19 protein-coding genes are annotated in these 24,874 nt (G+C 69.6%); 2 read left to right on the forward strand and 17 right to left on the reverse strand.

The window, feature by feature from the left end:
- Positions 1–56 precede the first annotated feature (56 nt).
- From pyk to J4Z35_RS02040, 15 genes are all read right to left on the reverse strand, one after another.
- Positions 57–1,532 (reverse strand): pyruvate kinase, encoded by a 1,476-nt coding sequence (gene pyk, locus J4Z35_RS01970; RefSeq protein WP_006943809.1) that lies wholly within the window; start codon positions 1,530–1,532, stop codon positions 57–59.
- Positions 1,533–1,702: 170 nt separating this feature from the next.
- Positions 1,703–3,160, reverse strand: a complete 1,458-nt coding sequence (locus J4Z35_RS01975) for a glutamate synthase subunit beta (RefSeq protein WP_006943774.1) — start codon at positions 3,158–3,160, stop codon at positions 1,703–1,705.
- A 1-nt stretch (position 3,161) separates the two neighbouring features.
- Positions 3,162–7,697, reverse strand: a complete 4,536-nt coding sequence (gltB, locus tag J4Z35_RS01980) for a glutamate synthase large subunit (RefSeq protein ID WP_074039430.1) — start codon at positions 7,695–7,697, stop codon at positions 3,162–3,164.
- 168 nt (positions 7,698–7,865) lie between these two features.
- On the reverse strand, positions 7,866–8,765 hold the full coding sequence (lgt, locus tag J4Z35_RS01985) for a prolipoprotein diacylglyceryl transferase (RefSeq protein ID WP_006943814.1): 900 nt from the start codon (positions 8,763–8,765) through the stop codon (positions 7,866–7,868).
- Positions 8,765–9,484, reverse strand: a complete 720-nt coding sequence (locus J4Z35_RS01990; protein ID WP_050786435.1) for a thioredoxin domain-containing protein — start codon at positions 9,482–9,484, stop codon at positions 8,765–8,767. The genes lgt and J4Z35_RS01990 overlap by 1 nt, the downstream gene beginning before the upstream one ends.
- An 81-nt stretch (positions 9,485–9,565) precedes the next feature.
- Positions 9,566–10,069: a MauE/DoxX family redox-associated membrane protein gene (locus J4Z35_RS01995; protein WP_231729550.1), complete on the reverse strand. Its 504-nt coding sequence runs from the start codon at positions 10,067–10,069 to the stop codon at positions 9,566–9,568.
- Positions 10,066–10,866, reverse strand: coding sequence for a tryptophan synthase subunit alpha (gene trpA, locus J4Z35_RS02000; RefSeq protein ID WP_006943817.1), 801 nt, complete (start codon positions 10,864–10,866; stop codon positions 10,066–10,068). Before trpA ends, J4Z35_RS01995 begins: the two co-directional genes overlap by 4 nt.
- Entirely contained in the window at positions 10,863–12,140 is a 1,278-nt protein-coding gene (trpB, locus tag J4Z35_RS02005; protein WP_074039431.1) for a tryptophan synthase subunit beta, read from the reverse strand. The genes trpA and trpB overlap by 4 nt, the downstream gene beginning before the upstream one ends.
- Positions 12,137–12,973, reverse strand: a complete 837-nt coding sequence (gene trpC, locus J4Z35_RS02010; RefSeq protein WP_074039565.1) for an indole-3-glycerol phosphate synthase TrpC — start codon at positions 12,971–12,973, stop codon at positions 12,137–12,139. The genes trpB and trpC overlap by 4 nt, the downstream gene beginning before the upstream one ends.
- 91 nt (positions 12,974–13,064) lie before the next feature.
- Positions 13,065–13,307, reverse strand: a complete 243-nt coding sequence (locus J4Z35_RS02015; protein WP_074039567.1) for an HGxxPAAW family protein — start codon at positions 13,305–13,307, stop codon at positions 13,065–13,067.
- A gap of 2 nt (positions 13,308–13,309) precedes the next feature.
- Positions 13,310–13,990, reverse strand: coding sequence for a Trp biosynthesis-associated membrane protein (locus J4Z35_RS02020; protein WP_006943802.1), 681 nt, complete (start codon positions 13,988–13,990; stop codon positions 13,310–13,312).
- Positions 13,987–15,546, reverse strand: coding sequence for an anthranilate synthase component I (locus J4Z35_RS02025; RefSeq protein WP_074039432.1), 1,560 nt, complete (start codon positions 15,544–15,546; stop codon positions 13,987–13,989). The genes J4Z35_RS02020 and J4Z35_RS02025 overlap by 4 nt, the downstream gene beginning before the upstream one ends.
- The gene (hisI, locus tag J4Z35_RS14325) at positions 15,543–16,070 is read right to left on the reverse strand and encodes a phosphoribosyl-AMP cyclohydrolase (RefSeq protein WP_279537361.1); all 528 of its coding nucleotides are present in this window, start codon (positions 16,068–16,070) and stop codon (positions 15,543–15,545) included. Before hisI ends, J4Z35_RS02025 begins: the two co-directional genes overlap by 4 nt.
- A 574-nt stretch (positions 16,071–16,644) precedes the next feature.
- The gene (locus J4Z35_RS02035; protein ID WP_082740820.1) at positions 16,645–18,225 is read right to left on the reverse strand and encodes an HNH endonuclease signature motif containing protein; all 1,581 of its coding nucleotides are present in this window, start codon (positions 18,223–18,225) and stop codon (positions 16,645–16,647) included.
- A gap of 320 nt (positions 18,226–18,545) precedes the next feature.
- Entirely contained in the window at positions 18,546–19,244 is a 699-nt protein-coding gene (locus J4Z35_RS02040; protein ID WP_083603773.1) for an NAD(P)H-binding protein, read from the reverse strand.
- A gap of 634 nt (positions 19,245–19,878) precedes the next feature.
- On the opposite strand from J4Z35_RS02040, the gene J4Z35_RS14330 reads away from it, so the two are divergent.
- A complete protein-coding gene (locus J4Z35_RS14330) occupies positions 19,879–20,166 on the forward strand; it encodes a WYL domain-containing protein (RefSeq protein ID WP_050786432.1) in 288 nt (95 codons plus the stop codon).
- 99 nt (positions 20,167–20,265) lie between these two features.
- Here the strand turns inward: J4Z35_RS14330 and J4Z35_RS02050 are convergent, their stop codons facing one another.
- Both J4Z35_RS02050 and J4Z35_RS02055 read right to left on the reverse strand, forming a co-directional pair.
- Positions 20,266–22,086: an ABC transporter ATP-binding protein gene (locus J4Z35_RS02050; RefSeq protein ID WP_074039433.1), complete on the reverse strand. Its 1,821-nt coding sequence runs from the start codon at positions 22,084–22,086 to the stop codon at positions 20,266–20,268.
- Positions 22,083–24,164, reverse strand: a complete 2,082-nt coding sequence (locus J4Z35_RS02055) for an ABC transporter ATP-binding protein (RefSeq protein WP_074039435.1) — start codon at positions 24,162–24,164, stop codon at positions 22,083–22,085. Before J4Z35_RS02055 ends, J4Z35_RS02050 begins: the two co-directional genes overlap by 4 nt.
- Before the next feature lie 47 nt (positions 24,165–24,211).
- Between J4Z35_RS02055 and J4Z35_RS02060 the strand changes: the two genes are divergently transcribed.
- On the forward strand, positions 24,212–24,856 hold the full coding sequence (locus J4Z35_RS02060) for a TIGR03085 family metal-binding protein (protein WP_006943812.1): 645 nt from the start codon (positions 24,212–24,214) through the stop codon (positions 24,854–24,856).
- Positions 24,857–24,874 lie beyond the last annotated feature (18 nt).

Below are 24,874 nucleotides of genomic sequence, written 5' to 3' on the forward strand. Positions count from 1 at the left end.
CTGCCCCCGCGCACCGGGCGCGGGGGCAGCAGCGCCGATCAAGGACTGAGGCAGGATCAGTTCTGCGCGGCGGCGCTACGGGCCTTCTCGTGGTCCTCGTAGGCCGGCGCGACGCGGTTCTTCGCGTCGCCGATCTTGTGCACGCGCAGCGCGTTCGTCGAACCGGGGATGCCGGGAGGCGATCCGGCGGCGATGACGACGAGGTCACCCTCGACGCAGCGACCGTCGCCGAGGAAGATCTCGTCGACCTGCATCGACATCTCGTCCGTGTGCTTGACCTTCGGGCTGCACTCCGTCTGCACGCCCCACACGAGCGCGAGCTGCGAACGCACTGTCTCCGACGGCGTGAACGCAACGATCGGCAGGCGCGGACGCAGACGCGACATGCGCTGCGCCGAGTCGCCGGTCGTCGTGAAGTTGACCAGGTGCGTGCACCCGAGCGTCTCCCCCACCTCGACGGCGGCCTTCGTCACGACGCCGCCCTTCGTGTGCGGCTGGATGCCGAGGTCGGGCACGCGCTCGAGGCCGTGCTCCTCCGTCGAGGAGATGATGCGCGCCATCGTCTTGACCGTCTCGATCGGCCACGCACCGACCGACGTCTCCCCCGACAGCATGACGGCGTCCGCGCCGTCGAGCACCGCGTTGGCGCAGTCGGAGGCCTCGGCGCGCGTCGGGCGCGGATTCTCGATCATCGACTCGAGCACCTGCGTCGCGACGATGACGGGCTTCGCCGCGCGGCGCGCGAGCTCGATGGCACGCTTCTGCACGATCGGCACGTCCTCGAGCGGCAGTTCCACGCCGAGGTCACCGCGCGCGACCATGATGCCGTCGAACGCCTCGATGATCTCGATGAGGTTCTCGACCGCCTGCGGCTTCTCGATCTTCGCGATGACGGGGCGACGGATGCCCACCTCGTCCATGATCTCGTGGCAGCGCGTGATGTCGGCGGCGTCGCGCACGAACGACAGCGCGATGAGGTCGGCGCCGGCCTTCAACGCCCAGCGCAGGTCAGCCTCGTCCTTCTCGCTGAGCGCGGGCACGCTCACCGCGACACCGGGCAGGTTGATGCCCTTGTTGTTCGACACGCGGCCCGGCACGACCACCTCGGTCACGACGTCCGTGGCCGTCACCTCGACCGCGCGCAGCGCGACCTTGCCGTCGTCGACGAGCAGCATGTCGCCGACGTTGACGTCGCCCGGCAGGCCCTTGTACGTCGTGCCGACGCGCTCGGAGTCACCGTCGACGTCCTCGGTCGTGATGGTGAAGCGGTCGCCCTTCGCGAGGTCGACCGGGCCCGCGGAGAAACGAGCGGTGCGGATCTTCGGGCCCTGCAGGTCGGCGAGGACGCCGACGGCGCGACCCGTCGCCGCAGCGGCGGCGCGGACGTGGTCGTACCGGGTCTGGTGCTCCTCGTACGAACCGTGGGAGAGGTTGAAGCGGGCGACGTCGAGGCCGGCCTCGACGAGCTCACGCGTCCGTTCGGCAGAGTCGGTAGCAGGGCCAAGGGTGGCAACAATTTTCGCGCGACGCATGCTTCCAACCCTATCGCCCGCGCGAGCGTTCCCTCAGTCGACCATCTCGCCCGGTGAGACCCCCGTCACCGTACTCGCGGGTAGGCCCGCGACGACGCGGAAACCCCCGCCGCCACGAGGGCGGCAGGGGCTTCCACGACGCGCGATCAGGCGTCAACACATGCGGACGATCACACCGTCAGCGGACGATCCGTCGGCTTGATCGGCGCGGGCAACGTCGAGTCACCCATGAGCCACATGTCGACGCCGCGCGCCGCGCTGCGGCCCTCGGCGATCGCCCACACGATGAGCGACTGGCCGCGCCCACAGTCACCGGCGACGAACACGCCGGGCACGCTCGACATGTAGTTCGCGTCGCGCTGCACGTTGCTGCGCTCGTCGGTGTCGACGCCGAGCTGCTCGAGCAGACCCTCGCCCTGCGGGCCGAGGAAGCCCATCGCGAGCAGCACGAGCTGCGCCGGGATGACTCGCTCCGAGCCTTCGACCTCCTCGAACTTGCCGTCGACGAACTTCACCTCGACGATCTTCAGACCGCTGACGTTGCCGTCGTCGTCCGCGAGGATCTCCTTCGTCGAGGCGGAGTAGACGCGCTCGCCACCCTCCTCGTGCGCCGAGGCGACGCGGAAGATCATCGGGTACGTCGGCCACGGCTGGTTGGCCGGACGCTCCTCGCCGGGCTGCGGCATGATCTCGAGGCTCGTCACCGACTTCGCGCCCTGACGCAGCGCCGTACCGATGCAGTCGGCTCCGGTGTCGCCACCACCGATGACGACGACGTCCTTGCCGGTCGCGAGGATCTGACCCTCGACCTCGCCGCCGAGCGCGACGCGGTTGGCCTGGGGCAGGTACTCCATCGCCTGGTACGTGCCCGTGTGCTCGCGCCCCGGCACCGGCAGGTCGCGACGCACCGTCGCGCCCATCGCGAGGACGACGGCGTCGTAGCGCGAGCGCAGCTGCTCCGCCGTCAGCGTCACGCCGATCTCGGTGTTGCAGCGGAAACGGGTGCCCTCGGCCTTCATCTGCTCGATGCGACGATCGAGGATGCCCTTCTCCATCTTGAACTCGGGGATGCCGTAGCGCATCAGGCCACCGGGGGCGTCGTCGCGCTCGAACACGGCGACGGTGTGCCCGGCGCGCGTCAGCTGCTGCGCGGCGGCGAGGCCCGCGGGCCCCGAACCGACGACGGCGACCGTCTTGCCCGTCAGGCGCGTCGGCACCTGCGGCGTGACGTAACCACGCTCGAAGCCCTCCTCGACGACCGTCTTCTCGACCTGCTTGATCGTGACGGCGGGCTGGCTGATGCCGAGCACGCACGCCGTCTCGCAGGGCGCGGGGCACAGGCGTCCGGTGAACTCGGGGAAGTTGTTCGTGGCGTGGAGGCGCTCGATGGCCTCCTCCCACTCACCCTTCCACGACAGGTCGTTCCACTCGGGGATGAGGTTGCCGAGGGGGCAGCCCGAGTGACAGAACGGGATGCCGCAGTCCATGCATCGGCCGGCCTGACGCTGCACGGTGCCGAGCTGCTGCTCCTCGTACACCTCCTTCCAGTCGCGGATGCGAACGGGAACGGGGCGACGTTCGGGCAGCTCGCGCTCCCGGGTCTTGAGGAATCCGCGGGGGTCAGCCACGTCAACTCACCTCCATGATCTTGTCCCACACCTGGGCGCTGTCGGGGTCGACGCCCATGCCTTCGGCGTCCTTGCGGATGCTCAGCACGCGCTGGTACTCACGCGGCGTGACGAGCGAGAAACGGACGAGGCTCGAAGGCCAGTCGTTCAGCAACGACTCGGCGACGGATGAACCCGTCTCGGCGGCGTGCTTCGTCAGCAGCTCCTTGACGACGTCCTCGTCCTCGGCGCGCAGACCGGTGACCTCGACGAGCTCGCGGTTGACAAGGTCGGCGTCGAGATCGAGGACGTACGCCTCACCGCCCGACATGCCGGCCGCGAAGTTGCGTCCGGTCGCGCCGAGGATGAGCACGCGACCACCGGTCATGTACTCGCAGCCGTGATCGCCCACGCCCTCGACGACGGCCGTCGCTCCCGAGTTGCGGACGCAGAAGCGTTCGCCGACCTTGCCGCGCAGGAAGATCTCACCGCTGGTCGCGCCATAACCGATGACGTTGCCCGCGATGGCGTTCTCCTCGGCGACGAGGGCCGTCTCGGTGTCGGGACGGATGATGATGCGCCCACCCGACAGGCCCTTGCCGACGTAGTCGTTGCCCTCGCCGACGAGCCGCAGCGTCAGGCCCTTCGGGATGAAGGCGCCGAAGCTCTGCCCGCCCGCACCGCGCAGCGTGATGTCGACGAAGTCGTCGTGGAGCAATTCATCGAGGTAGCGCTTGGTCAACTCGTGGCCGAGCATCGTGCCGACGGTGCGGTTGACGTTCGACACCTTCGTCTCGAACGCGACCGGCGTCTTGTGCTCGATGGCGTCCTTCGCCTTCGCGATGAGTTCGTTGTCGAGCGCAGCGTCGAGGTGGTGATCCTGACCCTGCGTGTTGAACAGCTCACCGCCGAACGGCATCTCCGCTTTCGCGAAGATCGGCGCGAGGTCGAGACCACTGGCCTTCCAGTGCTCGACGGCCTCGTCTGTGTCGAGCGCCTCGACGTGCCCGACGGCCTCCTCGATCGAACGGAAACCGAGCTCGGCGAGGATCTCGCGCACCTCCTCGGCGATGTACTCGAAGAACGTCTCGACGAACTCCGGCTTGCCGCTGAAACGCTCGCGCAGCTCCGGGTTCTGCGTCGCGATGCCGACCGGGCAGGTGTCGAGGTGACACACGCGCATCATGATGCAGCCGCTGACGACGAGGGGCGCGGTTGCGAAACCGAACTCCTCCGCGCCGAGCAGCGCGGCGATGACGACGTCACGGCCCGTCTTGAGCTGGCCGTCGGTCTGCACGACGATGCGGTCGCGCAGGCCGTTGAGCAACAGCGTCTGCTGCGCTTCGGCGAGGCCGAGCTCCCACGGCCCACCGGCGTGCTTGAGCGAGGTCAGCGGTGAGGCTCCCGTGCCGCCGTCGTGGCCGGAGATGAGCACGACGTCCGCGTGGGCCTTCGAGACACCCGCGGCGACGGTGCCGACGCCGACCTCGGAGACGAGCTTGACGTGGATGCGCGCGCTCGGGTTCGCGTTCTTCAGGTCGTGGATGAGCTGCGCGAGATCCTCGATCGAGTAGATGTCGTGGTGCGGCGGCGGCGAGATGAGACCCACGCCGGGCGTCGCGTGACGCGTGCGCGCCACCCACGGGTACACCTTCGGCCCGGGCAGCTGACCGCCCTCGCCGGGCTTCGCGCCCTGCGCCATCTTGATCTGGATGTCGTCGGCCTCCGTCAGGTACAGCGACGTCACGCCGAAGCGACCCGAGGCGACCTGCTTGATCGCCGAACGACGCTTCGGGTCGAGCAGGCGATCGACGTCCTCGCCGCCCTCTCCGGTGTTCGACTTCGCGCCCAGGCGGTTCATCGCGATCGCGAGCGTCTCGTGTGCCTCCTTCGAGATCGAGCCGTACGACATCGCGCCCGTCGAGAAGCGCTTGACGATGGCGCTCGCCGGCTCCACCTCGTCGATCGAGATCGACGGACGGTCGGAGGCGAACTTGAAGAGCCCGCGCAGCGTCATGAGCTCTGCCGACTGGTCGTCGACGGCCTGCGTGTACTGCTTGAAGATGTCGTAACGACGCGCGCGCGTCGAGTGCTGGAGGCGGAACACCGTCGTCGGGTTGAACAGGTGCGGTGCACCCTCGCGGCGCCACTTGTACTCGCCACCGACCTCGAGCTCGCGATGCGCGGGGCCCTGGCCGTCGCTCGGGTAGGCCTTCGCGTGACGCGCCGCGACCTCGGCCGCGATGACGTCGAGACCGATGCCGCCGAGACGCGACGTCGTCGCGGTGAAGTACTCGTCGACGACCTCCTGGCTGAGGCCGAGCGCCTCGAACACCTGCGCGCCGCGGTAGGAGGCGACGGTCGAGATGCCCATCTTCGACATGACCTTGAGCAGGCCCTTGCCGAGCGCCTTGATGAGGTTCTTGACGGCCTGCTCGGGCGTCGTGTCACCGAGCGCACCCTCATGGGCGAGCTGCTCGACGGACTCCATCGCGAGGTACGGGTTGACGAGCGCCGCGCCGTAGCCGACGAGCAGCGCGACGTGGTGGACCTCGCGCACATCGCCGGCCTCGACGACGAGCCCGACCTGCAGACGCGTCTTCTGACGGATGAGGTGGTGGTGCACCGCCGCCGTCAGCAGCAGCGACGGGATCGGCGCGAACTCGGCGTTCGAGTCACGATCGGACAGGACGACGAAGCGGTGACCGTCGGCGATCGCCTGGTCGACCTCGGCGAAGATGCCCTGCAGGCGCGCCTTGAGCGCGCTCGCACCACCGTCGACGCGGTACGTGCCGCGGATGACGTACGCCGCGAAGCCGGCGCGGTCGCCGTCGGCGTTGATGTGGACGATCTTCGCGAGCTCGTCGTTGTCGATGACGGGGAAGCCGAACTCGACCTGCTTGACGTGCTCGGGGCCGTCGGTGAGCAGGTTGCCCTCCGGACCCATCGTCGTGCCGAGGCTCGTGACGAGCTCCTCGCGGATCGCGTCGAGCGGCGGGTTCGTCACCTGCGCGAACAGCTGCGTGAAGTAGTCGAACAGCAGGCGTGGGCGCGAGCTGAGGACGGCGACGGGCGTGTCGGTGCCCATCGAACCGAGCGCCTCGGCGCCCGTCGACGCCATCGGCGTCAGCAGGATCTTCAGCTCCTCGTTCGTGTAGCCGAACGTCTGCTGACGGCGCGTGACCGAGCTGAACGAATGGGTGATGTGCTCACGATCCGGCAGGTCGCCGACCTTGACGATGCCCGAGTCGAGCCACTCCTGATACGGCTTCGCCGTGGCGAGTTCGCCCTTGATCTCCTCGTCCGGGATGATGCGCCCGGCCTCGGTGTCGATGAGGAACATCTTGCCCGGCTGCAGGCGCCCACGCTCGACGACGTCCTCCGGCGCGAGGCCGAGCACACCCGCCTCGGAGGCGAGGACGACGAGGCCGTCCTTCGTCACCGAGTAACGCCCGGGACGCAGGCCGTTGCGGTCGAGGACGGCGCCGATGAGCGAACCGTCGGTGAACGTCACGCACGCGGGGCCGTCCCACGGCTCCATGAACGCGGCGTGGTACTCGTAGAACGCGCGACGCGCCGGGTCCATCGTCGCGTGGTTCTCCCACGCCTCGGGGATCATCATGAGCACCGAGTGCGGCAGGCTGCGACCCGACAGGTGCAGCAGTTCGAGGGCCTCGTCGAACGTCGCCGAGTCGGACGCGTTCGGGGTGCAGATCGGCAGCAGGCGAGACAGGTCGCCGGGGATGATGTCGCTGCGCAACTGCGACTCGCGTGCGCTCATCCAGTTGCGGTTGCCGCGCACCGTGTTGATCTCACCGTTGTGCGCGATGAAGCGGAACGGGTGCGCGAGCGGCCAGCTCGGGAACGTGTTCGTCGAGAACCGGCTGTGCACGAGGGCCAGCGCCGTCTCGAACCGCTCGTCCGACAGGTCGGGGTAGAACTGCTCGAGCTGCGCCGTCGTCAGCATGCCCTTGTGGACCATGGTGCGCGCCGACAGCGACGCGATGTAGACGTCGAGCTCGTTCTCGGCGCGCTTGCGCGCACAGAACGCGAGACGGTCGAGTTCGAGGCCCGAGGCGTCGCCGTCCTTCGCCGCGACGAACACCTCGCGGAAGACCGGCATCGTGCCGCGCGCCGACTCACCGACGACGTCGGGGTTGACGGGGACGTCACGCCAGCCGAGGACGACGAGGCCTTCCTCGTCGGCGATGCGGTCGAAGCCCTCGCCGACGTGCCACTGGCCGTCGGCGTCCTGCGGCAGGAACGCGATGCCGACGGCGTAGGAGCCCTTCGCGGGCAGCTCGAAGTCGACGACCTCGCGCAGGAACGCGTCGGGGATCTGCGTGAGGATGCCGGCGCCGTCGCCGACGAGCGGGTCGGCGCCCGTGGCACCGCGGTGGTCGAGGTTGGTCAGGGCCAGCAGCGCCGCGTCGACGATGTCGTGGCCGGCGTGGCCCCGCATCGTCGCGACGAGCGCGACACCACAGGCGTCATGCTCGAACGTGGGGTCGTACAACCCCTGGGCAGCGGGCTGGGCGGAGAAAGCATGAGCAGACATGACTCACCGTCCTGTTCGTCGTCGGGACGCCCGAGCGCAGGGCGCACGAGGCATCGGGTCGGGTCGAAACCACCGCGGGACGGCATTGGCCTGCGGGTTTTATGCATTCTATCGAATGTTCATGCGCGCTCACCACGTGGACGAGCGCGTCTCAGCTGACGATACAGCTCAGGAGGCCTCGTCGGCCGTGGTGTCCGCATCGTGTGCACCGTGGGCATCCGGCTCGAGCTGGTGCGCCGCCCGTGGGTCGGCGGACGCACGCCGGCGCGCGATGAAGATCGCGAGGCCGAGCAGGAAGACGATGCCGCACACCCACACGTTGACGCGCACACCGAGGATGCGGTTCGCGAAGTCGCTGCGCATCAACTCGACGACGATGCGGCCTAGCGGGTACAGCATGACGTACAGCGCGAACGCCTGCCCCTGGCGCAGCCGCCCCGAATCCGACAGGCGCCAGATGACGAGGGCGATGAGCATGCACCAGATCGCCTCGTAGAGGAACGTCGGGTGGAACGTGCCGAGGACGACGGGGGCACCGGTCGAGTCGACGACCGAACGCCCCTTGTTCATGTCCCACTGGTGGATCTCGAGGGCCCACGGCACGTTCGTCGCGCGACCGTACAACTCGTTGTTGAAATAGTTGCCGAACCGGCCGATCGCCTGCGCGAGCGGCAGCGCGGGGGCGACGCAGTCGGCGAGCACCGGGAACGGGACGCCCGCCTTGCGCGCGCCCAACCAGGCGCCGACGGCGCCCAGGACGACGGCGCCCCAGATGCCGAGGCCGCCCTCCCACACCTTGAACGCGTCGAGCGGGTGCCCGCCCTCGCCGAAGTACGGTTGCGGCGTCGTGATGACGTGGTACAGCCGCCCCCCGACGATGCCGAACGGCACGATCCACAGGGCGACGTCGACGGCCGCGTCACGCGAGTAGCCGCGCCCTTCGAGGCGCCGCCCGGTGATCATCGTCGCGATGACGACGCCCGCCAGGATGCAGATCGCATACGCCCGAAGGGGCACCGGGCCCAGCCACAGCACCCCTTCGGTCGGTGAAGGAATCTCCGTCAGCATCAGAACTTGGCCAGCACCTTGTCGATCGTGGTGGGCGTCGAGTTCTCGATGTTCATCATGCCGGCCATGTCGGCGTTGTCGACGTCCTTGCCGTTGATCTTGACGACCGGCGTGGAGTTGACCCCGGCCTTGTTGGTCTCGGACTCGGTCTTCTTGACGTACGCCGAGTACCGGTTGTCGTTGACGCACTTCTCATAGGACGAGCCCTTGACGCCCACCTCCTTCGCGAGCTTGATGAGCGTCTCGTTCGTGTAGCCGACGCCCTCCTTGGGCTGGTTCTCGAACACCTTCGTCGTGAAGTCGGAGAACTTTCCGGCGGTGGCGGTGCAGAACGCGGCGTTCGCGGCTCGGGCAGAGCTGTCGCCGGGCAGGTTCTCATCGAGGAAGGTCTTGACGTGGTACGTCAGCTTGACGTCACCGGCCTTCGCCATGTCCAGGAGCTTGGCTCCCTGGGCCTGCTCGAACTGCTTGCAGTACGGGCACTGGTAGTCGAAGTAGACGTCGACCTTCTTCGCGTCGGCCTTGGCCTTGTCGGCGAACACCGGCATGCCCTGGCCGTTGGCGAGTGCACCCGTCGGGGTGTCACCGGCAGCGACAGGGGTGTCGGTGTCATCGCTCTTGTTGAGCGAGAGGAAGGCGACGGCCGCGATCGCGAGGACGGCCACGAGGCCGACGATCGCGGCGATCAAGCCCTTGCTGGGGCCCTGCTTGGGCGCCACGGATTGCAGCTTGGTGGAAGCATCAGGTCGCATGGGTGAAGCCTTTCACAGATGGCGGGGGCGTTGAGTCACGAAGATCGTTCAGCCCCACAGCGCCCCGTCGGCGCTGAAGCGGCTGCGCGGGCGCCAGGCGAGCAGCCCGGCGAGGATGAGAAAGACGATGTCGCGGCCGATCTCCTGCGGATACTTCGTCTGGCTCGCGGCAACCGCCCCGCCCTCGGAGAAGCACCCACAGTCGATCGAGATGCCGCGCGCCCACGCCGAGGCGATGCCCGCGATGAAGATGACGAGCAGCAGCGCGGAGATGATCGCCGCGAAGCGGGTGAACAGGCCGACGAGCAGGATGACGCCGAGCGCCACCTCCGCCAGCGGCAGGATCGTGCCGATGACGTTCGCGACGTCGTAGGAGAACAGGTCGTATGCGCGCACCGAGCGGCGCGAGGCGTCGAGGTGCGTGAGCTTCGGCAGGCCTGCATAGAGGAAGACGCCGGCGAGCACGAGGCGCAGCACGAGGGCGATCCACGGCCAGCGGTTCGAGCGCTCGGCGGTGGGCTTGGTCGTGCTCGTGTCCATGCTGGTGCTCAACGTCGTACTCCGTCGCTCAGTTCCTTCGTGGCCTCGGCGAGGGCCGCCAGGCCGCGTTCGGGGTCGGTGTCGAGCAGCGTCTTGACGAGCGCGGAACCGACGATGACACCGTCGGCGTATCGGCCGATCTCGCGCGCCTGTTCCGCCGTCGAGACGCCGAGGCCGACGCAGACGGGCAGGTCGGTGGCGGCCTTCGTCCGCTCGACGAGACCCTTCGCGGCGTCGCCGACGCTCGTGCGCGCACCCGTGACGCCCATGACGGACGCCGCGTAGACGAAGCCCGAGCAGTTCGCCGTCGTCGCCGCGACGCGGGCGGGCGTCGAACTGGGCGCGACGAGGAAGATCTTCGCGAGGCCGAGCTCGTCGGCGACGGCGATCCACTCGTCGGCCTCGTCGGGCACGAGGTCGGGGGTGATGAGGCCGGCTCCCCCGGCGGCCTTCAACTCCTCCGCGAAACGGCGGATGCCGTAGCGCAGCACCGGGTTCCAGTACGTCATGACGACGGCCGCGCCACCGGCGTCGGTGACGGCCCGCACGACGCGGAAGACGTCCGCGGTGTGCACACCGCCCGCGAGAGCCTGCGTCGCGGCGCTCTGGATGACGGGGCCGTCCATGAGCGGATCGGTGTACGGCAGGCCGACCTCGACGATGTCGCAACCGTTCTCGACCATGACCTGCGCGGCGCGGATCGAATCCGCGACGCTCGGGAAGCCTGCGGGAAGGTAGCCGACGAGGGCGGCGCGTCCTTCGTCACGGGTGGCGGCGAAGACGGCGTCCAGCGGGATGGGGGTGCTCACAGCTTCGTCTCCTCGTCCTCGCCGCGGACGACGGTCTCGTCTTCATCGATGAGCCCGAACCAGCGGGCGGCGGTGTGCACGTCCTTGTCGCCGCGCCCGGAGAGGCTGACGAGGATCAGCCCGTCCTCGCCCAGCTCGGCGCCGACCTTCATCGCGCCCGCGAGGGCGTGCGCCGACTCGATGGCCGGCAGGATGCCCTCGGTCTGTGACAGCAGCCGGAACGCCTCCATCGCCTCGACGTCGGTGATCGGGTGGTACTCGGCGCGACCGATGTCCTTGAGGTAGCTGTGCTCCGGACCGACGCTCGGGTAGTCGAGGCCCGCGGACACCGAGTGCGTCTCGATCGTCTGGCCCTCCTCGTCCTGGATGACGTAGGTGTACGCACCGTGCAGGACGCCCGGCGTGCCCTGGCCGCTGAAGCGCGACGCATGCTTGCCGCTCGCGATGCCCTCGCCGCCGCCCTCGAGGCCGACGAGGCGAACGCCGTCGTCACCGATGAAGCGGTGAAAGATACCCATCGCGTTCGAGCCGCCGCCGACGCAGGCGCAGACTGCGTCGGGCAGGCGCCCGGCCTCGGCGAGGATCTGCTCGCGGGCCTCCTCACCGATGAGCTTGTGGAAGTCGCGCACCATCTCGGGGAACGGGTAGGGGCCCGTCACCGTGCCGAGCACGTAGTGCGTCGTGTCGACGTTGGCGACCCAGTCGCGGAACGCCTCGTTGACGGCGTCCTTGAGCGTCTGGCTGCCGTGCTCGACGGGCACGACGCTTGCGCCGAGCAGCTGCATGCGTGCGACGTTGAGGGCCTGACGCTCGGTGTCGACCTTGCCCATGTAGACGACGCACTCGAGGCCCATGAGCGCCGCGGCCGTCGCGGTGGCAACGCCGTGCTGGCCGGCACCCGTCTCCGCGATGACGCGCGTCTTGCCCATGCGCTTGGCCAGCAGCGCCTGGCCGAGGACGTTGTTGATCTTGTGCGAGCCGGTGTGGTTGAGATCCTCGCGCTTGAGGAGGACGCGCGCGCCGCCGCAGTGCTCGGCGAAGCGCTTGACCTCCGTGATCGGGCTCGGACGGCCCGTGTATGTGCGGTGCAGTTCGGCGAGTTCGTGGCGAAACTCATCGTCCACCATCGCCTTCTGGCGTTGCTCGTCGAGCTCTTCGAGCGCGGCGACGAGGGCCTCGGGGACGTAGCGTCCGCCGTAGTCGCCGAAGCGCCCGAGGCCGTGCGGCGCGAGACCGTCGTGGCGCGGTTCGCCGAGCGGGGTGGGGTCGGTCATGCGGGCGTCCCTTCGACGGCTGACGCGTTCGTGGCGTCCGCGCACGCGGTGATGATGTCGGCAAGCCCCTGCTGGGGGTCGCCGTTCTTGACGAGTGCCTCGCCGATGAGCAGCGCCTGTGCGCCCTCGCGGGCGTAGCGGGCGGCATCGGCGGGCCCGGAGATGCCCGACTCGGCGACCTTGACGACGTGCGCCGACAGCGTCGCGGCGATCGGGCCGAACACCTCGGGGTGGACGTCGAGCGTCTTGAGGTTACGGGCGTTGACGCCGAGCAGCTGCGCGTCGACGGCAAGTGCCCGTTCCGCTTCGGCGGTGTCGTGGACCTCGACGAGCGCCGTCATCCCGAGTTCGCGCGTGAGAGCCGCGAAGTCGCGCAGCTGTGCGTCGTCGAGGGCGGCGACGATGAGGAGGACGAGGTCGGCGCCATGGGCGCGGGCCTCGAAGAACTGGTACGGCTCGACCATGAAGTCCTTGCGCAGCACCGGGATGTCGACGGCGGCGCGCACGGCGTCGAGATCGGAGAGCGACCCGCCGAACCGGCGCTGCTCGGTGAGCACCGAGATCGCGGTCGCTCCCCCGTCGGCGTACTGCGCGGCGAGCGCGGCCGGATCGGGGATCTGCGCGAGCGCGCCCTTGCTCGGGCTGGATCGCTTCACCTCGGAGATGACGGCGATGCGCCGCGCCTCGCGGGCGGCGTGGAACGCGGCGAGCGCGTCGCGTGCGGGCGGTGCGGCGTCGGCGTCACGCGTGACGTCGGCGAGGCTGCGAGCGCGCACGCGCTCGGCGAGGTCGTCTCGCACCCCGGCGATGATCGAGTCGAGAACAGTGGTCACGGTCGAATCCAATCAGCGTGACAGGGCACGGCGCCGCCGGTTCCAGCGTGTGGTCACGGCGCGCGCCGGGCCCGTCAGGCCGCGGCGCGGATCAGGCGGGCTTGCGCTCGGAGTCCATCGAGCCGTGCGCGGCAGCGCTGCGGCGGTTCGCCTTGCCCATGAGCCACCCGACGACGCCGCCGACGACGACGAGGACCGCGCCGATGATGTCGAGCAGTTCGTTGCCGAAGTACACGCCGAACGCGATGAGGAGCGAACCGACCATGCAGATGCCGACGCCCGTCCAGGCGGCGGGGCTGTGGCCGTGGTCGAGGTACGGGCTGTCTCCGGACATCGTCATTTCTCCTTGGAGCCGTGCTGCGCAGCCGACGTCTCCGTCACGCGCGTTGATGAACTGTTCTGGATCATTGTGTCAGGCCCGTCCGGCTCGTGCGAGCCGGGGGCGGTCTCGGTGTCCGTCGGGTCGATGCCGCGGTTCATGAGATCCCAGTCGCTCTCGTGCGTGGTCGGCGCCTTGGTCTCCGTCGGCGCGTCGTAGCGGCTCGACAGCCCCGCCCAGCGGCGCACGCCGAGCAGCGCCAGCAGGGACGCGGCGACGCTGAGCAGGCCGGCGAACACCGCGGCCCAGAACCATGGCGTGAACGTGCCGCGCGCGACGGCCTCACCGTTGTGGCCGGTGACGGACGTCATCCGAGTCTTGACCGCCGAGGCCGGGTCGCCCAGCGTCAGCAGCGTAACGACGAGCAGCGCGACCGAGGCGATGAGCGAGACGAGCGCGGCGGGCCAACGCGCGATGCGGCCGGCCGTCGCGGCGGCAAGGACGCCGGCCACGGCGACGAGGGCGATGCCGAAGTAGCCGGGCACCGCCTGGTTGCCCGTGACGTCGACCTTGCTGCTCGCGATGACGCCATCGTTGAGGGAGCCGTTGATCCACGTGCGCCCCGAGACGATCGCGGCGAGGACGGCCGCGATGAGGCTGAGCAGGATGACGCTGCGTTTCGTCGTGAAGGTGCTCATGCGATTCCCGTCATGCCGTCGGCGGTCGCGACGGCGCGCAACGCCGCGGCGGCCTTGTTGATCGTCTCCTGGTATTCGCTCTCCGGCACCGAGTCGGCGACGACGCCGGCGCCCGCCTGGACGTGCGCGACACCGTCCTTGAGCACGGCGGTGCGGATGGCGATGGCGGCGTCGGCGTCGCCCGCGAGGTCGAAGTAGCCGATGACGCCGCCGTAGATGCCCCGACGGGTGCCCTCGCGCGATTCGATGATCTGCATCGCGCGTGGTTTCGGCGCGCCCGAGAGGGTGCCCGCGGGGAACGTCGCCTCGAGCACGTCGTAGGCGGTGACGTCGTCGCGGCGTGCGCCGATGACGGTCGACTCGAGGTGGATGACGTGGCTGTAGTTGCGGATGTTCATGAACTCGACCGTCTCGACGGTTCCCGCGCGACAGACGCGCTGCAGGTCGTTGCGCGACAGGTCGACGAGCATGAGGTGCTCGCTGCGCTCCTTGGGGTCGGCCAGCAGGTCGTCGGCGAGCTCCTGATCGTGTTCCGGGGTCTTGCCGCGCGGGCGCGAACCGGCGATCGGGTGCGTGATGACGCGTTCTCCTGTCACCTTGACGAGCGCCTCCGGCGAGCTGCCGACGACGTCGTACGCGCCGCCGTCAGGGTGCGGCAGGCGGAGCAGATACATGTAGGGGCTGGGGTTGCTCGCGCGCAGGGCGCGGTAGACATCGAGCGCGTCGGCGTGCGTGTCGACGCTGAATCGCTGGCTGACGACGATTTGGAAAGCCTCGCCCGCGCGGATGTCCTCCTTGCACGACTCGACCATGTCGTGGAACTGCTCGCGCGTGTGGCTGCTGCGCACGTCCTGGGCGCGCTCGTGCGGGATCGCCACCGTCGAAGCTGCCGGTTCGGCGAGGCGGGTCTGAATCGCGTCGAGGCGGGCGACGGCGTCGTCGTACGCGGCGCGCGCGCCGGGTTCGAGGCCGTCGAAGTTGACGGCATTGGCGACGAGCAGGAGCGAGCCGTCCTGATGGTCCATGACGGCGAGATCCGTGGCGAGCAACATCGTGACTTCGGGGATCGCGAGAACGTCGTCGGCGTGGTCGCCGATCTTCTCCCAGCGACGCACCGCGTCGTAGCCGATCGCGCCGACGAAACCGCTCGTCAGCGGCGGCAGGCCGGCGATGCGTTCGGTGTGAAGTGCCTGCAGGGACGCGCGTAGGGCATCGACCGCCAGGCCTGTCGTCGGCAGCCCCGTCGGCACGTCGCCGAGCCAGACGACGTCGCCGTCACGCTCGGTGAGCGTCGCACGGCTCGCGGCGCCGATGAACGAGTAGCGCGACCACACGCCGCCGTGCTCCGCCGATTCCAGCAGGAACGTGCCCGGCTCGTCGCGCGCCAGCTTGCGGTAGATGCCGATGGGTGTCTCCGCGTCGGCGAGCAGCTTGCGCACGACGGGGATGACGCGACGCCCACCCGCGAGGTGCTCGAACAACTCGACGCTTGGCCACGTCGCGCCCCAGGTCAGGTCGGCGGCGAGGCTCGTCTCCGGCTCGGCTGCGGCAGTCATGCGTTGCTCCTGGGGGTGGGCGTGGTGGCGGGTACGTCTGCGGCGACGGTTGGGGTTGACGTTGTCGTGGCTGCGTCCGCAGCGTCGGTTCCGGTGGGCGCCGTGGTAGCTGCGTCAGCGTCGGTTCCGGTGGACACGGTCGCGCCATCACTGCAGACGGCGGCGTCGAGGTCGGTGAAGAAGCAGCTGCGTTCGCCGGTGTGGCATGCGGCGCCGACCTGGTCGACGCGGACGAGCAACGCGTCGCCGTCGCAGTCGAGAGCGACGCTGCGCACGTACTGCGCGTGACCCGACGTGTCGCCCTTGCGCCAGTACTCGCCGCGGCTGCGCGACCAGAACGTCACGCGCCCCTCGCTCAGCGTGCGGCGCAGCGCCTCGTCGTCCATCCAGCCGAGCATGAGCACGTCACCGTTCGTGTCGTCCTGGATGATCGCGGCGACGAGACCCGCGTCGTCGCGCTTGAGGCGCTGCGCGACGTCAGGGCTGAGCGGCGATGAAGGCTCGGGCGAAGACATGGGGGCCATTGTGCCAAGTGGCCCTGACAACCCGTCGCGGTGTCTCGCGCTGGCACCTCGCGGATCACTGCGGGCCCCAACGCCGCCTGACCTCACGCTCCCGCGCATCGCGGATCGCGACGGGGACGCAGCTGCGCCTGACCCCGCACCCGCGCACGGCGGATGACGGCGGGGATCCAGCGCGGCCTTATCCCACGCTGACGTCGCATGAACGGGTGGAGTTCTCCCTCAGCGTGATCTCACCCAGGCATCCGAGCGAGGGTTCGGACGCGGTGTCGCCGACACGACTGGCGAGGTGGAGGCGGGCGTCACCGAGTCGTCAGGCCGCGCGAACAGGTGTGGCGCCGGCGTGCGTGGTGCCGCCGTGTCGATGATGCTGCGCCCGGGAAAGTGAACGCGCCCGGGACATGAAATGGGCCGCGGGTTGTGGCCGGGGAATGACTGCGCCGTCAGACCAGGTTCGAGCAGTAGGTAGCGGGCACAGACCTCGCCAGACCAGGATTGAGCGGCGGCGCACCGAGAGCGCGGAGCACGTGAGATCAGGGTTCGGCAGGCAGCCGGGGCCGCAGGGCCGCGAGGGCCGTCAGGCGGCGCGAACGGCGTCGGCGTGTGTGATGCCGCCGGGTTCGGTGACCCAGCGGGCACCGGAGGGCGACAGCCACGTGCAGACGCCGTCGGGCGTCATCCTCACGCGGAAGCCCCCGTGGGTCTTGGCGCGGTGATGGTGACGACACAGCGCCTGCAGGTTGGTCGCGCTCGTCGGCCCGCCCTGGTCGAACGGCATGACGTGGTCGAGGTCGCACCGCGAGGCGGCCGTTTCGCAGAACGGGAAGCGGCACACGCCGTCGCGCTCCCGCACGAGCTTGGCGATGCCGACACTTGGGCGGTGAGCAGCCGTCGTGGTGGCCAGCGTCGTGATGCGACCACACCCGTGGTGCGACGCGAGCGTCGCCGTGAATCCCACACCAGCCGTAGCGGCGAGGCGGGCGACGACGCCAGCAGAAAGAACACCGACGCCGCGCACGCCACAGGCACCCAGGACCATCGACGACGTTGCGGGCGACGCCGGGGAATGACCCGGCGGCACTCCAATGGCGGGCCGAGGGACCCTCGCGTCAAGCAGGTCGGACACGTCCTCCGCGTCCGGGACGCCCGTGGATCTCGGCGGGTCGAGGAGCCCCGCGACGGCGGATCTCGACGGGTCGGGAGGTCGCGCGATGATCGGCACCTGCAGGTTCAGCGTGGCCGTCACGGTGCAGTTCTCGAGGATGAGGTCGGTGAGCGCGTCAGCCCGCGCTGCGCCGACGAAAAGCCGAGCGCCGGGGGCAGAGTTTTCCTGCAGGCGCCGCGCACGTTCCTCCATCACGGCCTGGATGGCCGTGGCGTCGTAGGTGTCGAGAACGGCTGTCATCGTGCACAGCGACTCGAACTCGAGGTGCGGCTCGAACCACACCCCGCGCGTCGACTCCACCTCGACCTCGTCGGCAGGGCGAGTGAGACCGAGCCGACGCAGGGTCTTGCGGCACGCCTGCCGCGCCGCCTGGTGAGCGCGTCGATGATCTCCGCTGTCGATGAGCATCTGTGCCACGGAGCGCGCAGCGTCCGCCTCGAGGTGCGCGAGCTCCCCCGCCAGCATCGCCGCCACCCGCACGGAGCCGTCTCCGCGTGCCGAGGCCGCCAGCAGGCCGGGATGGCGCGCACGCAGCGTCGAAGCCCCCGCCGCCATCGCCCGGGCGGCGGGCGCCGTCAGCCCGAGTGCGCCGCCGAGCGCTGAGGCCGCGAACTCGCCGGCCTCGACGTCGTAGGCCCGAGAATCGTCGGACGCGCCCTCACCCATCGCCTCGCCGCTGAGGACGTCGTGGCGACGCACACTGTCATGGTGTTCGGAGGCCAGCATGTGCGTGACCGCTTCGGCGCTGCGTGCAACACGTTGTGTGAGCGCCGCAGCGCGTTCAAGGTGGCGACGGTGACTCATCAGGGCGTCCAACCGACCGTCCAGGCTCGCGCCTCCATCGGTGAGCGGAACGAGCGATGCCGGATCGGTGAGAACCTCCTCTGCGACCCGCGTCGTCAGCTCGCCCCAAACGGCCAGGACAGCCTCACCGGGCAGCTCAGAGAGACGCGCGACGATGTTCGCCGCGTCCGTCATCTCTAGCGTTTCCATGACCCAATTATCGCACACATGTTCGAATAGGGGTAGGCTCCGTCACATGAAAGATCCATTGAGCCGGCTCTCACTGACCACGCCCGCGCGGGCGCCGGCGGCGCTTCCAACGCTGATCCTCAAACGCGACTGCCCAACCCGATCGTCACGCACCCATGATCGGCAGCAGCTCGTCGTACACCCAGCCCGCGAGCTGCGTCGGCGTCGTGGTGGCGGGGGTCCGCCCCTGCTCGGGACGGAAATCATCGCGGATTCCGGTGCTCATCCCCAGTAACGCCTGCGCGAGACCACGGGCGAGCCCGGCCCCAGGTAGCGGGACATCACGCCGCATCGCTGATCTGGCGCGCCGCCACCGCATTTCCCACGTGGTCGAAGAGAATGCGCGTGACGTCGCGCCACGAGAGATCCCGCGACCCGTGAACCGCTCGGACATGACGCGCCTGCCACCCCTCGTCAAGGAGGCAGAGTGCCGCCATCTCGGCGACGTCACGCGGCGCCACCCAGCTGAATGCGTGATCAACCCGGAGCACCGTGTCGATTTCGCCCTGGCGGATCGCCGCCAGGTGCCGGGTGAAGTTGGAGAAGAAATAACCGCACCGCAGGTGCGTGACGTCGACGTCGAGCGCGTCGAGCGACAACTCCGTCGCGGCAAGGCCGTCGATCCCTCCCACACAGTGGCGCTTCTCTGCCCCCACGCTGCTGTGGAACACGACGCGCCTGATGCCGTTCGCGCGGACGGCACCCACGATTGCCTCGCTCGCCCGAGCATGCTCAGCGAGCGGATCAGCGGTCATCGGGCTCGGATTCACCCAGTACACGGCATCAATCCCGCGAGTCGCGGCGACGACCTCGTCGCGGTCCAGCGAATCCGCCTCGACGATGTCGACGAGGGGGCGCAGTTCCCGCGCGATCTGCGCGGGATGCCGTGCCAAGAGCACGGGCCGTACCCCGACTCGGACGAGCATACGAATCAGGTGGCGACCCACGTTTCCATTGGGTGTCGTGATGGCGATGCGCATCGATCACCCTTTCCTGAGCGGCGGTGTGCCCGCGCCCTCGTGGAATGACGCTAGGACCAGATGCAGACGGTTCCGGTCCTCATCTCGCACGACAATGAACGCATGTCCCACAAGCCCGTCACGAGTCCTTCGTCGCGTACCCTCGAATCGTTGGGTCTGCTCCAGACGGGCCGATGGTGCTCCGTGGCTGATCTCGCCATGCGTCTTGCCACGGGGCCGCGATCCGTCCGACGCGGTGTCGCTAGCTTGCGCAGCCTCGGTTACAGCGTGCGGTCACGCCCGGTCCCGGCGGCGGCTACCGCCTGGACTCGGGCGTCACGATCCCGCCCCTCGTACTCGACGCCGACGAGGTGTCCACCCTCGTCACGGCCCTGCTCGTGCTCGAGGGGGCAGGTCTCGAAGGAGACACCGCCGGGGCGACGGACGCCACAGTCGTGCGCGCCAAGCTCGAACGCCTGCTGCCGGGGTCGCTGCGTCGACGAGCCGTCGCGACCGCGACGGCGACCAACGTGCTGACGAGTGGGCTCGAGCCTGTCGACGCGCGCCTGCACGGTCTGCTCGTTGACACAGCCGCCCAACGTGGCATCGTGCACTTCGCCATTCCGACGGCGACGGCCGTGTCTGCGATCGACAGGTGCATCCGCTCATCTGCTTCATCCGCGAGGGCCGCTGGTACCTCCTCCGCCATGACCTGCACCGTCGCGACTGGCGCGTTTTCCGCCTCGACCGGATCACCTCCGCCGCGGCAGACCCCGCCGTCACCGGCCGGTCACCGCCAACCTTCCCCGACGAATCACTCGAGAGGTGGCTCACATCGGACTTCGACCGAGGCCCCCTGCCGGCCAACCATCTTCCGGGAGGCAACTCGGCGACGAGCCGAGGCGATGACGAATCAGCGAGCGCCGAGCAGGATGGCGGGTAACTCACGCGATGGCGAGTAGCAACCTGCCTCCGTGTGAGTTACCCGCCATCGGGCGCCCGACGCTCGGGCCACTCGGCACAGATCGCCATGGCCCAGACGTCAATGCGCGTGCGACGCCACCCAGCCGGCGTGCAGGCGCGCATAGGGCCCGTCGGCGGCGACAAGCGCCGTGTGCGCGCCTCGCTGCACGAGGCGCCCTGCGTCCATGACCCACACCTCGTCGGCACTCTCGGCGCTCGCGAGGCGGTGCGCGATGACGACGCTCGTGCGGCCGGTCATCAACTGATCGAGCGCTCGACCCACGGCGACGTCCGTCGTGGGATCGACGCTGGAGGTCGCCTCGTCGAGCACGAGCACGTCGGGGCCCGCGACGTACGTGCGCGCGAGCGCCACGAGCTGCCGCTCCCCCGCACTCAACCGCCCGCCGCGAGCGCCGACCTGCGTCAGCACTCCGGCGGGCTGCCCCGCCAACCACGCGCCGCAGCCGATGGCGTCGAACGCGGCGGCGACGTCGTCATTCGACAGGTCGGGGCGCGCGAAGCGCACGTTGTCGGCGATCGTGCCGTCGAACAAGAACCCTTCCTGCGGCAGGTACGCGACGGACGCGCGTAGCGACGCGTCGTCGAGGTCGCGCAGATCGACGCCTCCGAGACGCACGACACCGTCGGACGGATCGACGAGTCGTGTCAGCAACTTCGCGAGCGTGCTCTTGCCCGAACCGGTCTCACCGACGACGGCGACACGACGACCTGCGGCCACCGACGCCGTCAGCCCGACGATCGCGGGCTTGTCGCCCGCGCGATACGCGAACCTCACATCATCGAACTCGACCCCGACGGGCCCTCGCGGCAACGTCACCGGCTCGGTGGGCGGCTCGACCTCGAGTGGCGTGTCGAGCACCTCGATGATGCGACGCCACCCGGCGAGCGCGTTCTGCAGGTCGTTGAGCACCTCCGTCGCCGTCTGCACCGGCTGCGTGAACAGGTTCGTCAGGAACACGAACGCCGTGATCTCACCGACGCTCATCCGCCCGTGCGCCCCCTGCCACGCGCCGACGGCGAGCACGAGGACGAGCGCGAGACCCGAGATGCCCTGCCCCGACACGAACGCACCGACCGCGCGGATCTGCGCGCTGATGGCCGCCCGACGCTGACGTTCGATCGTCTCGTCCATGCGCGCCTGCGTGCGCTCCTGCACCCCGAACAACCGCACCGTCGCGGCGCCCGCGACCGACTCCGAGATCGCACTGAGCATGTCCGCGACGCGCTCACGCACGACGCCGTACGCGCGCCCGACGACGCGCTGGAAGTGCCGCAGCAGGAACACGAGCGGCACGAACGTCGCCCACACGACGGCCGTCAGCAGCGGCGAGTACCACAGCATCAGGGCCGTCGCGACGAGCAACTGCCCGATCGAGACGATGAGCATCATGCCGCCGCGCTGCACGAACATCGAGATCTGGTCGACGTCACTCGTCACGCGCGAGACCATCGAACCGCGCCGCGACGCGTTGAGCGTCAACGTCGACAGCGCGTGCACGTGCGCGAACGCCTTGACGCGCAACGTCGCGAGACCCGCCTCCGACGCCTTGAACAGCCGCACGTTCATCACGTACGAGCACAGCCCGGCGACGACGACGCCGACCACCGCGAGCGCACACGTCCAGCGCACGACACCGAGGTCGATGCCGCCCGGCGCAAGGATGCCGTCATCGATCGCGCGCTGGATCGTCATGGGGACGATGACGTTGCTCGTCGTCGCGACGAGAGCGAGCAGCAGCGTCCACCCGAGCCCACGCGTCATCTCGGGTGCGAGCTGCAGGCCGCGCCGCAGGGTGCCGCGATCACTGACGACGGGAGTCGCGCCGGCCGCCTGCGCCGTGGCGGCTGTCTCCGTGGCGGTTGTCGAGCGCCGCTTCATCGCGCCTCGCCTTCCTCGCGGACGGCATCGACGACCGACGCTTCGGATGCCGCGGTCATGGCTCCCAACGCGCCGCGTTCGTCCGCTTCACCCGATTCGTGGAACACCCCCGTCTGCCCTGCGATCCCCTGCCCCGCGGGCGCCTCGTCCGACCCCGCATGAGGCGGAGCCGATGTCGCCCCGTCCGATGCGCCGCGGTCTGAGTCGCCTTGGCCCTCGCCCTCAGACTCGTCCCCGGACGCTGAAGAGTCCTGCGTCTCGTACGCCGTGAGCAACAGCGCATAAGCCGGCTGCGTCGCCATGAGTTCTTCGTGCGTGCCTTGAGCGACGACGCGCCCGGCGTCGAGGAACGCGACCTCGTCGGCGAGCAGGATGCTCGAGCGGCGGTGCGCGATGATGACGCTCGTGCAGCCGTCCGTCGCCTCCTCGAGGGACGTGAGGATCTGCCCTTCGACCGCGGGGTCGATGGCACTCGTCGCATCGTCGAGCACGACGAGCCCTGGGCGTCCCGCGAGCACGCGCGCGAGCGCCACGCGCTGACGCTGACCGCCAGAGAGCCGCGATCCGCGCTCGCCGAGCGAAGTGTCCTCCCCCTCCGGCAGCGCCGCAACGAACCCCTTGGCGTGCGCGACACCGAGCGCCGCATCGATAGCCCCCGCATCCACACCGGCGCGCCCCAGCGCGACGTTCTCACGCGTCGACTCGTTGAACACGAACGCCTCCTGCGTCGCGAGCGCCACCCGCTCCTCGCGTGCCACGGCATGCGCGGCGGGCACGCCGTCATAGAGCACGCTGCCCGAATCGGGCGTCGTCAGCCCCGCGATGACCTGAGCGAGCGTCGTCTTGCCGGCACCCGTCGCCCCGACGACGGCGAGCGATCCGCCCGCGGGCACGCGCAGCGTCACGTCGGTCAACGCTGCGCGCCGCTCCTGAAGGCCCTCGGCCACGTCGGAACCGTCCTCCGACTCGCCCTCAGCATCAGCCCCCGCCGCCGGCCGCGCGTCGTGACGGAACGTCACGTGCTCGACCTCGACGCCGATCGGCCCACCGGGTAGCTCCAGCGTGCGCGCGGGCACCACGGTCGAGCCCGCCTCGTCGAGGATCGGCTTGACGCGCTTCCACCCGATCGCGACCTGCGGCAGGCTGAACAGGATCCAGCCGAACGCACGCACCGGCCATGCGAGCAGGTTGAACAGGTACGCCACCTCGACGACGTCGGCCGCCGTGATCGCGCCTGACGCGACCCGCTCGGCGCCGACGAGGACCACGAGCAGCGAACCGATCGTCGGCAGCGCGTTCGTCAGCGGGTCGAAGATGCCCTCGGTGCGTCCGAGCCTGACGTTGGCGTCGCGCAGCTCGCCCGCGGCGTCACCGAACCGGGACACCTCCGCGTCCGCTCGCCCGAGCGCCTTGACGACGAGTGCGCCGTCGAAGCTCTCGTCCGCGACGGCGCTGACGCGCGCTCGCGCGGCCTGAGACGCTTCCACGCGGGCGCGCATGACGACCTGGAACCAGTAGTTGATGACGATGAGCAGCGGGAACACGACGAGCGCGACGACGCCGAGCCACACGTCGACGAGGAAGATCGAGACGAACCCGAACGCCAGCATGACGGCGACGCCGAGCGCCATCGGCAGCGGCTGGAAGATGTTCCAGATCGCCTCGACGTCCGAGTTCGCGTGCGACAGCAGCTGACCCGACGGGTGCGCGAGGTGCCAGCGCATGGGCAGCAGCTGGTAGGCGCGCGTCACCTGCCGCCGCGTCGAGGCGATGAGGTTGTTGTACGCCACGCCCGCCGCGATGCGGCGCAGGATGACGGCGGCCGCGTTGAGCGCGACGACGCCGCCGAGCTGCCACACGATCTGCCAGACCATCGCACCGTCCAGGTGACGATCGCGCACCGCCGGCGTGACGACGTCCGCGACGAGGTGGCCGATGACGCGGGCGGTGAGGACGGTGAGGATGCCGTATGCCGTCGCGCCGATGACGGCGGGCGCGAACGCTCGCCACTGCTCGCGGGCGCCGGCGGCGGCCACCCGCACAGGTGAGGCGTCAGGGGCCAGGTCGGCTGAGGTCACGTGGGGTTCCTTTGCTCGCGCATTCGCGCAGGTGACAACATTGCGGCATGCGCAAGTATGCCCAAGCCGAACGTCATGCCCTGTGCGACACCGCCCTGCGCCTCGGCCCGGACGCGCCGACGCTGTGCGTCGGCTGGAATGTCAGGGATCTCATGGCACACCTCGCGATGCGTGAGCGCCGCCCGGAGGCCCTCGGTATCCTCGTGCCCCAGGTGCGCGACGCGTCCGAACGCACCCGGGAGCGCTACGCGTTGCGCCCGTTCGAGGATCTCGTCGACATGGTGCGCAAGGGTCCGCACGAGTTCTCGCCGTTCCGCATCCCCGCCGTCGATGCGCACGCGAACCTGCAGGAGTACTTCATCCACCACGAGGACATCCTGCGCGCTCAGCTGCCGGCCGCCGACCAGGACGGCGTCCGCGTGCTGGGCGCCGACCTGCAGAACGCGCTCTACGACGCATTGCCCACGGCCGCACGGATGACGCTGCGCCGCTCGGCGATGCGCGTCGCGGCGCTGTGCCCGGGGCACGCGCCGCTGGCGCTCAACTCGCCGTCGGAGCCGATCGGCGAGTTCATCGTCGCCGGCCAGCCGAGCGAGGTGCTGCTGCACCTGGCCGGGCGGATGAGCTTCGTCGAGTTCGAGGGCGAGCCCGACGACATCAACCGGTTCGTCGCCGAACCGCGCGGCATCTGAGCGTCAGCGCACGACGGA

The sequence above is a fragment of the Dermacoccus sp. NHGro5 genome (assembly GCF_017565385.1).
GTDB classification, from domain to species: domain Bacteria; phylum Actinomycetota; class Actinomycetes; order Actinomycetales; family Dermatophilaceae; genus Dermacoccus; species Dermacoccus nishinomiyaensis.